Here is a 10,846-nt window from a genome sequence, read left to right as displayed (position 1 = left end):
AAATTGCGGGTTTCAGTCCATGTTTATAGTTCAATGCCTTGCTGATAAGGCAAGGCATTGGTACATTTAGTGCAATTTTCTATCTTCTAATTCTTTCAGGACGAGCGAAGAATATGTTCAAAAAACTTCGTGGCATATTTTCTAATGATCTATCAATCGATTTAGGTACTGCCAACACTCTTATCTACGTCAAGGGACAGGGTATTGTTCTAGACGAGCCTTCAGTAGTCGCTATCCGTCAGGACCGTAACAGAGCAGGAAAAAGTGTTGCTGCTGTTGGTCATGCTGCTAAGCAAATGCTGGGTCGTACTCCAGGTAACATCTCTGCAATTCGTCCTATGAAAGACGGCGTAATTGCAGACTTCTATGTAACCGAAAAAATGCTGCAACACTTTATTAAGCAAGTTCATGATAATAGTGTACTGAAACCAAGCCCTCGTGTTTTGGTATGTGTCCCTTGTGGTTCTACTCAGGTTGAACGTCGTGCCATTCGTGAGTCTGCACTGGGAGCAGGCGCACGTGAGGTCTATTTGATTGATGAACCAATGGCGGCTGCAATTGGTGCTGGCCTGCGAGTTTCAGAGCCTACTGGCTCTATGGTTGTTGACATCGGTGGCGGTACTACAGAAGTAGCGGTGATCTCTTTAAACGGCGTGGTTTACTCCTCGTCAGTACGCATTGGTGGTGACCGTTTTGATGAGGCCATTATCAACTACGTTCGTCGTAACTACGGTAGCTTGATCGGTGAAGCGACAGCAGAGAAAATCAAACACGAGATTGGTTCAGCATACCCAGGTGATGAAGTTGAAGAAATTGAAGTGCGTGGCCGTAACCTTGCTGAAGGTGTGCCACGAAGCTTTAGCCTGAATTCAAATGAAATTCTCGAAGCTCTACAAGAGCCTCTGACTGGGATCGTGTCTGCTGTGATGGTCGCCTTGGAGCAGTGTCCACCAGAACTTGCGTCTGATATTTCAGAAAATGGTATGGTTCTGACCGGTGGCGGTGCGTTACTTAAAGATCTCGATCGCCTTCTCACTGAAGAAACAGGCATTCCAGTCGTTATTGCTGAAGATCCACTGACTTGTGTAGCTCGTGGTGGCGGTAAAGCTCTAGAAATGATCGACATGCACGGTGGCGATCTATTCAGTGAAGAATAATCGGGTTTGCCTAGTATATCGCTAGGCTGCTTCGATTCGATTAAGGAACTCATATTCAATGAAGCCTATTTTTGGCCGAGGACCTTCACTTCAGCTACGCCTGTTTTTCGCAGTCATTATATCAGCCAGCCTTATGCTGGCTGATAGTCGTTTAGGCGCATTTGCACAGGTACGCTACTTGCTCAACAGCGTAGTTGCCCCTATTCAGTATCTCGCTGATGTTCCTCGTACTATGTTTGACGGGGCTTATGAACGGTTCAACATTCGCAAAGACTTTATGGAGAGCAATCACCAGCTTAAGCGCGAAATTTTGCGTCTTAAAAACGACATGCTGCTTTTGGATCAGTACCGTGAAGAAAACCAGCGTCTTCGAAAGTTACTGGGCTCTTCGTTTGTGCGGGATGAGCGTAAGGTCGTCACTGAAGTAATGGCTGTGGATACGTCCCCCTATCGCCAACAGGTTGTCATCGACAAAGGCCAGATAGATGGTGTTTATGTCGGTCAACCCGTAGCGAACGAAAAAGGCATTGTTGGTCAGGTGACATTTGTATCAGCGCACAATAGCAGAGTGTTATTACTGACTGATAGCCAGAGCGCAATTCCAGTTCAGGTGATACGTAACGATATTCGAGTTATTGCGTCAGGTAATAGCAAAATTGACCGAATTAACTTAGATCACATCCCGATTAGCCTAGATATTCAGGAAGGTGATTTATTGGTGACTTCTGGGTTAGGAGGCGTGTATCCAGAGGGGTATCCTGTCGCTCATGTCGTCGATGTGCTGCGTGATACGGCACGAGAGTTTGCCGCTATTGAAGCGGAACCAGTAGTAGACTTTGAACGTCTACGCTATCTATTGTTGATCTGGCCAAATGACTCACGTCAGAACAAAATCCAACAGGCATTACCGGACAATATGCAAGAGGTAACAGGTAATGGCAAATAGTGTATTCAAAGGCAAGATGGTCATTGTCTTCTCGTTTTTAATTGCCTTAACACTGCAGACGATTCCATGGCCTGGTGTATTGGATTTATTGCGACCGTCTTGGTTGTTTCTGGTGATTTGTTACTGGGTACTTGCATTACCTCATCGAGTTAACGTTGGCACAGCTTTGGTGCTCGGTCTGTTGTGGGACTTACTGTTGGGTTCAACATTAGGTATCCGCGGTATGATGATGTCAATTGTGGTGTACCTCGTCGCACTTAATTTCCTAGTCCTACGCAATATGGCACTTTGGCAGCAAGCGATGCTGATTGGAGTGCTTTCCATGATTCTCGACGTCTTGATCTTTTCGGGTGAGTATTTGATACAGGACATAACGTTTAATCTGCTGTCACTTTGGAGCGGATTAATCAACTGTATTCTCTGGCCATGGCTATTCCTATTGATGCGTAGAGTAAGACGACACTGGCATATAAGGTAATTAATGATGAAAAAACTGGTGTTAGCATCAGGCTCTCCGAGACGGAAAGAATTGCTGTCACAACTGGGTTATTCATTTACAGTCATTCGCACCGATGTTGAAGAAACGCAGGCCGCTCAAGAGACGCCCGTTCAGTATGTATCACGCCTTTCTTTAGATAAAGCGATGGCTGGCGTAGCGGCTGAGAGTGATTCCGTCGTGCTTGGTTCAGACACGATCGTGGTCTGCGATGGTACGGTTCTGGAAAAACCAGAGAGTTTGGAGCAGGCTAAACAGATGTTGATGCGACTTTCAGATCGTGCTCATCAGGTAATGACGGCAGTGACCGTTGCAACCATAGAACAACAAGAGACTATAGTGGTGACTACAGACGTTTGGTTTAAACCTTTGACCGAAAATGAAATAGAGCAATACTGGCATACTGGTGAACCATGCGATAAGGCTGGTAGCTATGGGATCCAAGGGATTGGCGGACGTTTCGTTACGCGTATTGAAGGCAGTTATCATGCTGTGGTGGGGCTGCCATTATTCGAAACAGACCAGCTCTTGCACAAATTCTTATAATTTAAAATACTGAGGTGCGCCGATGAGTGCAGAGTTGCTAATCAACGTGACCCCGAGTGAAACTCGTGTGGCCATGATTGAAGGGGGAACCCTACAAGAGATTCATGTTGAACGTGAAGCAAAGCGCGGAATAGTCGGTAATATATACAAAGGTAAGGTGAGTCGTGTCTTACCGGGGATGCAAGCCGCTTTTGTTGATATTGGCCTCGATAAAGCCGCCTTCCTTCATGCTTCTGATATCGTTCCTCATACTGAATGTGTGGCTGAAAATGAGAAACAGCAGTTTCAGGTCAGAGATATTTCCGAGTTAGTTCGGCAAGGGCAAGATATTGTTGTTCAGGTGGTGAAAGATCCATTGGGTACTAAAGGTGCTCGTTTAACAACGGACATTACTCTACCTTCTCGTTATTTGGTATTTATGCCCGGTGCTAGCCACGTAGGCGTATCACAGCGTATTGAGAGTGAAGATGAGCGCAACCGCCTCAAAAAAGTGGTCGGTCATTACTGCGATGAAGACGGCGGCTTTATCATTCGCACTGCTGCAGAAGGAGCTCATGACTCTGAGCTATCTCAGGATGCTGCATTTCTTAAGCGCCTCTGGTCTAAGGTGAATGAACGTCGCACCAAGTACAAAACCCGCTCTACGCTTTATGGTGAGCTTGGATTATCTCAACGTATCCTCCGAGATTTTGTCGGTACAGAATTGACTAAGATACTGGTTGATTCTCGTTTGGAGTTTGAAAATCTCAAAGAGTTTACATCTGAATATGTTCCTGAATTGACGGAAAAGCTCGAACTGTATAATGGCGATAAACCCATTTTCGACATGTATGATACCGAGAATGAGATTCAGCGTTCTCTGGAGCGTAAAGTTGAGCTCAAATCTGGTGGTTATCTGATTATTGATCAAACAGAAGCAATGACGACGGTTGACATTAACACCGGTGCTTTTGTGGGGCGCCGTAATCTCGAAGAAACGATTTTTAATACCAATGTTGAGGCGACGCAGGCGATTGCTCGTCAGCTCAGACTGCGTAACCTTGGTGGTATTATTATTATCGATTTCATCGACATGCTGTCAGAGGAACACCGTAAGCGTGTACTCACTTCTTTGGAGGCTGCTCTCGATAAGGATCGAGTGAAAACCAACATTAATGGTTTTACACAGCTAGGGTTGGTCGAAATGACGCGTAAACGCACACGAGAAAGTATTGAACACATTCTATGTTCTACTTGTCCAACCTGTGAGGGGCGGGGAAGTGTAAAAACGGTTGAATCGGTTTGTTATGAGATTCTTCGTGAAATCACCCGAGTGAATCGGGCGTATGAAGCAGACAAGTTTGTGGTTTATGCTTCTCCTTTCGTTGCGGATGCACTACAAGGCGATGAATCGCACGCACTAGCAGAGCTGGAAGTCTTTATTGGCAAACAGGTCAAGGTTCAGGCAGAGCCTCTTTATATTCAAGAGCAATTTGACGTTGTCATGATGTAGGATTTTCGTGAACACCACTGTTAGACGTTTCACCCAAGTATTCATATGGCTCTTGGTGACTGTGATGGTCACCTTAGCTATTGTCATCACCTCATTGCGTATTACTTTGCCCCAGCTCAATCACTTCCAAAGTGCCATCCAGAGCTGGGTCAATAGAGGATCAGAACTTGATTTCGAAATCGATAAGATCAGTGGGTTCTGGCGAAACACTCACCCTTCTATATCACTGCAGAATGTGCGTGCGAATACGCCTGAAAGCAGCGGTATTCATTTTTCGGCACAAACAGTCGAAGTTGAATTTGACCTCATTCAATCATTGCTTGATCGGCGTCCAGTAATTGCTGATTTGAGCATTCATAACCTGAAGTTGGACATCAGCTCCATAGAATGGGTGCAATCTGGGCAAAAAACGGCGATGCAGCCGCAAGGTGAGCAGAAGAGTGTTGTACAGCAGTTGGATCAGCTACTGTTACGTCAATTAGATAGCTTTTCGTTAGTGGATTCTGAAATTTTGTTGCAGGGAGTTGATGGCTCAAAGCGTGAACTCGACATAGCGAAATTGTTCTGGCAAAACAAAGGTCGGCGCCATATAGCAGACGGTGAGGTCAGCATTGCTCACAGTAACCTTAATTCTGTTCAGGTTAAAGCCAACTTTATTGACCATGGTTCTTTGGCTGAAGTTAGCGGTGAGTTCTATCTGGCAGTCGACAACGTTTTGGTCACACCTTGGCTGACAAAATACCTTAAATCTGAAACGGGTATTGAAAAAGGTCAGGTGAGTTTAAACAGCTGGGTTACTCTGCGACACAACAAACCAACCAATGCATATGTTGAATTCGAACCTTCTGAGCTGACATGGAAAGAGGGGCGTAAACATGAACTGCTGATTGAGTCGGGTATATTACAACTTGAGCCTAAAGGTGAAGGTTGGCAAGTGAATGCTCACTCACTTTCCCTAGAAACGGATGGCCAGCCATGGCCTGAGTTGGATATTGCTTATCAGTGGCAACCTGAAGACTGGCTACTTAATATCTCTCAGCTTGACCTTAAAGCCATTTCCCCATTGGTTAAGTTGGCACCAGAGTCGAAGCAAACTACCCAGCTCCTAGAAACTTTAGACCTTGGCGGTGTAGTGGAAGATATACGAATTTCAATGCACGGTGAAGAAATAAACTCGCTCCACTATTCTGCGCAGCTGACTGATGGTTCAATGAAACAATGGGAGTTATTGCCCGGTGTCCGTCATCTTGCCGCGACAATATCAGGTGATATCCATCAGGCTAGAGCAAGTGTGACTTTAATTGATGACCTATTACCTTATGGCGAAGTGTTTCAGGCACCATTGAACATTAAGCAAGGCCAAGTCGATATGGTGTGGCAGAATCACAAAAATGGGTGGAGTTTGTGGGCAGATAAAGTAACGGCGGCAACACCTGATCTTCAGGTGCTCGGTTCGTTCAAGCTCGATTTTCCGAATGATAAAAGCCCTTTTTTGTCCTTCTATGCGGAAGCCGATTTGTATAATGCAGGTGAAACGTGGCGCTATTTGCCCGCTTTAGCGCTCGGAAGAGACTTAACCGATTATCTTTCTACAGCTATTCAAGCCGGGAAAGTAAATACCGCTAAATTGCTCTGGTATGGTGAACTAGGTGATTTTCCATACCATAAGAATGATGGCATGTTCCAGGCTTGGGTAGGCCTGAAACAAGCGAAGTTCAGTTTTGATACCGCTTGGCCTGCCATCACGGATTTGGAGTTAGATTTACTGTTCCAAAATGATGCAATGTACCTTAACTCACGTAATGCAAGGTTAATGGACGTAAGTGCGACTCGAATTACTGGCCGTATACCTGAGTTAGCACCGGGCGGACATATTGAAATTGAAGCGAGTGCAGTCGCGCAGGGTAATGCTGTTCGTGACTACATGACGTCCTCACCATTGGTTGATTCTGTGGGAGCTGCGTTAACAGCGGTACAGGTTGATGGCAAAGTAGCATCCAGTTTCCAACTGAATATACCGTTTAGTTCTGATGAGGAAGCTCGTGCTTGGGGGTACGCTGAACTGGATGAAAATCAGGTCACTATCGAAACCCCACCGCTGAAACTGGAGAACGTATCTGGCCGAATCGAGTTTGATAATGATGTCGTCAGCGCAGCCGGCTTGTCAGCGCAATTATTGAAGCAGCCCGTTGCTATTGATTTTGCTGGTGAGAATGCCGGTCAAGGTTACAACGTTAATATTGATGTTGTCGGTGACTGGGATTTGAAACCGCTAACACCTTATGTCGGTGAGCGCTGGATTGGGCCTTTAAAGGGGCATGCTCCGTGGAGTATGGGAGTGGACATTCAGCTTAATGATGTTGGATTTACTTACCAACTTGATACCAGTGCGGATCTTAAGATGGTGAGCAGTCAGTACCCTTATCCCCTGAATAAAGACTTATCTCAACTGGGGAAAGCCAGTATGCAGGCATCTGGCAATCAGGAAAGCATTACTGCTCGCTTGCAGTTACCTAATTTGAAGTATCAAGCAGAAATTGATATTCGGCCTGATACACCTGTTTTAAAAGCGACAAATCTGATTTTAGGCAAAGGCAGTTTTAAAATTAGCCCAGTGGCCGGACATCAGGTTCAAATACGCACAGACAAGTTTGATCTTGAACAGTGGGCGGATCTGCTTTCTCCTTCTACATCAATATCGAGTGAGGCGGCTCTTAATGAGGTGAACACGCCGGAGGTACCAATACCCAATCGAGTTGAATTGGATGTGGGGGAGCTGACCCTAGCGGGTATCGAATGGAATGATGTCGACTTTATTGCCAAACGTAAAAACCTTGGCTGGCATATGAGTCTTGAGAGTCAGGAGGCCGCAGGTGAGGCGAGCTACATTGAACCTTATGATCTCTCCGTAGCGCTCGACAGGTTACATGTATACATTCCCGCTTTAGATGCCGAATACAAAGACAAGACCTTGTTTGAAGCGGGGAAAGATCAGAAAGAGCTAATCAGTCATTTTGAACGTGCTTTCCATGAGCAAGTTCCCAACATAACACTGACAATCGATGATTTCTGGTTGCAAGGTTATAAAGTCGGACAAACGCATCTAGACCTCCAACGTCAAGGCGAGCGAATCGAGTGGAAAAAGCTCTCTTTTCAAAGTGGTGCGAACAAGGTGGATATGAATGGTTCGTGGCTGCTTACGGAGGACATGAGTCATACTAAGTTCAATATCAAGATGTCTGGTGACAACAATAGTGATGTAATGGAACGTTTTGGAATTACTTCAGGCATTCAACAGGCACCGTTTGAGATAGACTCTAAAGTCGAGTGGGATGGCTCCCCTTGGTCGATGAGGGTAAACACATTGCAAGGGCATGTTTCGACCAAGCTAGGTAAAGGTCAAATATCAGATGTCAGTGGGGCAGCACGCCTGCTTGGTCTGTTTAGCTTAGATTCTATCATTCGAAAAATGCAGCTCGACTTTAGCGATGTCTTTGACAACGGTATGGCCTTTAATTCGATTAAAGGTAGCGGTGAGATTAAAAATGGTATCTTCCTTACCAATGATATAAAGATGGATGCGGTGGCGGGTGAGATGACAATCAAAGGGTTGGCTAACCTTAACTCACGTACTGTGGACGCAGAGGTGAACTTTGTTCCTGATATTACGTCGGGTATTCCTGTACTGACCGCGTTTGCAGTGACACCGCAAACGGCACTATATGTGCTTGCTATTACCACGGTTATTTCACCAGTTGTAGAGGTCTTTACTCAAGTCAATTATGAAGTGAAAGGGCCATTGGATGCGCCTGTCGTTAAAGAGCTATCACGGAGTAAAGGCGAGTTTAAGTTGCCAGAAACGTTACGCGGAAAAATTGAATAATAAGGAGCGCTCATGGAAAGAGTGGGACTGATTCAAATGACATCGGGGCCAGATGAACAGGAAAATCTGGCTTACATTCAACAGCAAGTTGCCAAGTTAGCCGCCGCTGGCGCTCAGTTGGTGATCACGCCGGAAAATAGCTTAGTGTTTGGCCATCGTACCGATTACCACACAATAGCGGAGCCATTAAATGAGGGAATGATTCAAACGGATCTGGCTATGGTAGCGAAACGCCATGGTGTATTTCTAGTCATAGGAAGCATGCCAATTCGTTGTGAGAATGATGTGACCACGACCTCATTGGTCTTCAGTCCTCAAGGAGAGCTCATTGCACACTATGATAAGCTGCATATGTTTGATGTCGATGTTGCCGACTCTCATCAGCGTTATCGAGAATCCGAAACGTTCAAGCCAGGTGTGCAAATTGTGTCAGTCGATACGCCTATCGCTCATTTGGGCTTAACAATCTGCTATGATGTTCGTTTTCCACAGCTGTATAGTGAACTGGCGAAGCGGGGTGCAAATGTGATGCTGGTCCCTGCCGCATTTACGGCTGTTACAGGCAAAGCGCATTGGGAACCGTTACTAAGGGCAAGAGCAATAGAAACGCAAAGTTGGGTTATCGCGGCCAATCAAACTGGAGTTCATCCTTGTGGTCGAGAAACTTGGGGACACTCTATGGTAATCTCTCCATGGGGAGAAGTGGTCGCCAAACTCAATAGTGAACCGCAGAATCTGTTGGTCGATATTGACTTAAAACGAGTATCTGAAATCCGTAAGGCGATGCCTACTCTCAACCACACTCGGTTCCAAAACCAATTACATGTTTAAGAGCAAAGTATGACAATAAACCAAGTAGAAGACGCATTGCTAAACTCGGCAGGTCTAACCGAGAAGGACATTGCAAAGACTTTAGCCAGCATTGCTAGCCGTCAGATTGACTATGCTGATATCTATTTTCAGTCGAGCTGGCATGAATCACTGGTTCTGGAAGATAGTATTATCAAAGATGGTTCGTTTAACATTGACTGTGGTGTCGGTGTACGAGCGGTCGCGGGTGAGAAAACCGGTTTTGCTTACTCAGATCAAATTCAGCTTGAAGGTTTGAAACAAAGTGCCATGGCCGCTCGTGGTATTGCGCAACAAGGTCAAAATATTCAAATTCAGGCGTTCAAGCGTAGTGATAATCAACAAGTTTACGCTGCTGAGAATCCACTTGAAAGCTGGCAAAAAGAGCAAAAAACGCAATTGCTAAAAGAGCTGGATGCCTACATCCGTACCAAGGAGCCTTTGATTACAGAGGTGTCTGTAAGCCTGAGTGGTGTACATGAGCAAATGCTAGTTGCTGCAACAGATGGTACCTATGCTGGAGATATTCGCCCTTTAGTACGTTTGTCTATCAGTGTACTGGCTCAGCGTGGTGAACGCCGTGAGCGAGGCAGTGCTGGTGGTGGTGGACGATTTGGTTATGACTTCTTTTTGACTGAAGAGCAGGGTATAAAAGTAGCCTATCGCTACGCTGATGAAGCGATTCGTATGGCGCTAGTTAACCTTGAAGCTGAAGCTGCTCCCGCGGGCGCGATGCCGGTTGTATTAGGTTCAGGTTGGCCTGGTGTCCTGCTTCATGAGGCCGTAGGCCACGGGTTGGAAGGGGATTTTAACCGTAAGGAATCTTCGGTGTTTAGCGGCAAGGTTGGTGAGAAAGTCACCTCTGAGCTTTGTACTATTGTTGATGACGGTACTTTGAAAGACCTACGCGGCTCTCTTAACATCGATGACGAAGGGGTAGCTGGCCAATACAACACCTTGATTGAAAATGGTGTCCTGAAAGGTTACATGCAGGATAAGCACAATGCGCATCTTATGGGGGTTGCGCCTACAGGTAACGGCCGCCGTGAGTCTTACGCACACCTTCCTATGCCGCGAATGACCAACACTTATATGCTACCAGGGCAACATTCGCCAGAAGAAATCATCTCTACGGTAAAGAAAGGTCTTTATGCACCAAACTTTGGTGGTGGCCAGGTCGACATCACGTCGGGTAAATTCGTTTTTTCTGCTTCAGAGGCTTATTTGATTGAAAATGGCAAAATTACTCGCCCTGTGAAAGGAGCAACCTTGATTGGTTCGGGGATTGAAGCAATGCAGCAAGTTTCTATGGTTGGTAATGACCTCAGTATTGACCGAGGTGTCGGTGTGTGTGGCAAAGCAGGTCAGAGCGTACCTGTCGGTGTTGGGCAACCCACCTTGAAGCTTGATTCGCTTACCGTTGGTGGCACTGACTAGACGCGACTCGACATACCCAATAACTGTCTCGTCCTAAAAT

The 10,846-nt window shown here is 45.9% G+C and carries 8 protein-coding genes; all 8 read left to right on the top strand.

The features are described 5' to 3' along the window. The first annotated feature begins 113 nt into the window (after positions 1-113). The 8 genes from TW84_RS06255 to tldD are packed head-to-tail and all read left to right on the top strand — an operon-like array spanning position 114 to position 10,806. On the top strand, positions 114-1,157 hold the full coding sequence (locus tag TW84_RS06255) for a rod shape-determining protein (RefSeq protein WP_004747218.1): 1,044 nt from the start codon (positions 114-116) through the stop codon (positions 1,155-1,157). Positions 1,158-1,215: 58 nt separating this feature from the next. Next, on the top strand, positions 1,216-2,103 hold the full coding sequence (mreC, locus tag TW84_RS06250) for a rod shape-determining protein MreC (protein WP_045974797.1): 888 nt from the start codon (positions 1,216-1,218) through the stop codon (positions 2,101-2,103). Beyond that, on the top strand, positions 2,093-2,581 hold the full coding sequence (gene mreD / locus TW84_RS06245) for a rod shape-determining protein MreD (RefSeq protein ID WP_045974796.1): 489 nt from the start codon (positions 2,093-2,095) through the stop codon (positions 2,579-2,581). The genes mreC and mreD overlap by 11 nt, the downstream gene beginning before the upstream one ends. Before the next feature lie 3 nt (positions 2,582-2,584). Further along, complete coding sequence (locus TW84_RS06240; protein WP_045974795.1) at positions 2,585-3,145, top strand: Maf family protein; 561 nt, start codon at positions 2,585-2,587, stop codon at positions 3,143-3,145. Between the two features lie 22 nt (positions 3,146-3,167). Beyond that, positions 3,168-4,637, top strand: coding sequence for a ribonuclease G (gene rng, locus TW84_RS06235; RefSeq protein WP_045974794.1), 1,470 nt, complete (start codon positions 3,168-3,170; stop codon positions 4,635-4,637). A 7-nt stretch (positions 4,638-4,644) separates the two neighbouring features. Next, positions 4,645-8,520, top strand: coding sequence for a YhdP family protein (locus TW84_RS06230; RefSeq protein ID WP_045974793.1), 3,876 nt, complete (start codon positions 4,645-4,647; stop codon positions 8,518-8,520). Between the two features lie 12 nt (positions 8,521-8,532). Then, a complete protein-coding gene (locus TW84_RS06225; RefSeq protein ID WP_045974792.1) occupies positions 8,533-9,351 on the top strand; it encodes a carbon-nitrogen hydrolase family protein in 819 nt (272 codons plus the stop codon). 9 nt (positions 9,352-9,360) lie between these two features. After that, the gene (tldD, locus tag TW84_RS06220) at positions 9,361-10,806 is read left to right on the top strand and encodes a metalloprotease TldD (RefSeq protein ID WP_045974791.1); all 1,446 of its coding nucleotides are present in this window, start codon (positions 9,361-9,363) and stop codon (positions 10,804-10,806) included. Positions 10,807-10,846 lie beyond the last annotated feature (40 nt).

This window comes from Vibrio neptunius (genome assembly GCF_000967495.1).
GTDB classification, from domain to species: domain Bacteria; phylum Pseudomonadota; class Gammaproteobacteria; order Enterobacterales; family Vibrionaceae; genus Vibrio; species Vibrio neptunius.
The sequence above is the reverse complement of the archived record's forward strand: the minus strand, read 5'-3'. Positions and strand labels throughout refer to the sequence as shown.

Bases quoted from the DNA above. Each gene is read 5' to 3' on its own strand.
- TW84_RS06255 (WP_004747218.1), top strand. From the start codon at position 114: ATGTTCAAAAAACTTCGTGGCATATTTTCTAATGATCTATCAATCGAT.
- mreD (WP_045974796.1), top strand. From the start codon at position 2,093: ATGGCAAATAGTGTATTCAAAGGCAAGATGGTCATTGTCTTCTCGTTT.
- mreC (WP_045974797.1), top strand. From the start codon at position 1,216: ATGAAGCCTATTTTTGGCCGAGGACCTTCACTTCAGCTACGCCTGTTT.
- TW84_RS06240 (WP_045974795.1), top strand. From the start codon at position 2,585: ATGATGAAAAAACTGGTGTTAGCATCAGGCTCTCCGAGACGGAAAGAA.
- rng (WP_045974794.1), top strand. From the start codon at position 3,168: ATGAGTGCAGAGTTGCTAATCAACGTGACCCCGAGTGAAACTCGTGTG.
- TW84_RS06225 (WP_045974792.1), top strand. From the start codon at position 8,533: ATGGAAAGAGTGGGACTGATTCAAATGACATCGGGGCCAGATGAACAG.
- tldD (WP_045974791.1), top strand. From the start codon at position 9,361: ATGACAATAAACCAAGTAGAAGACGCATTGCTAAACTCGGCAGGTCTA.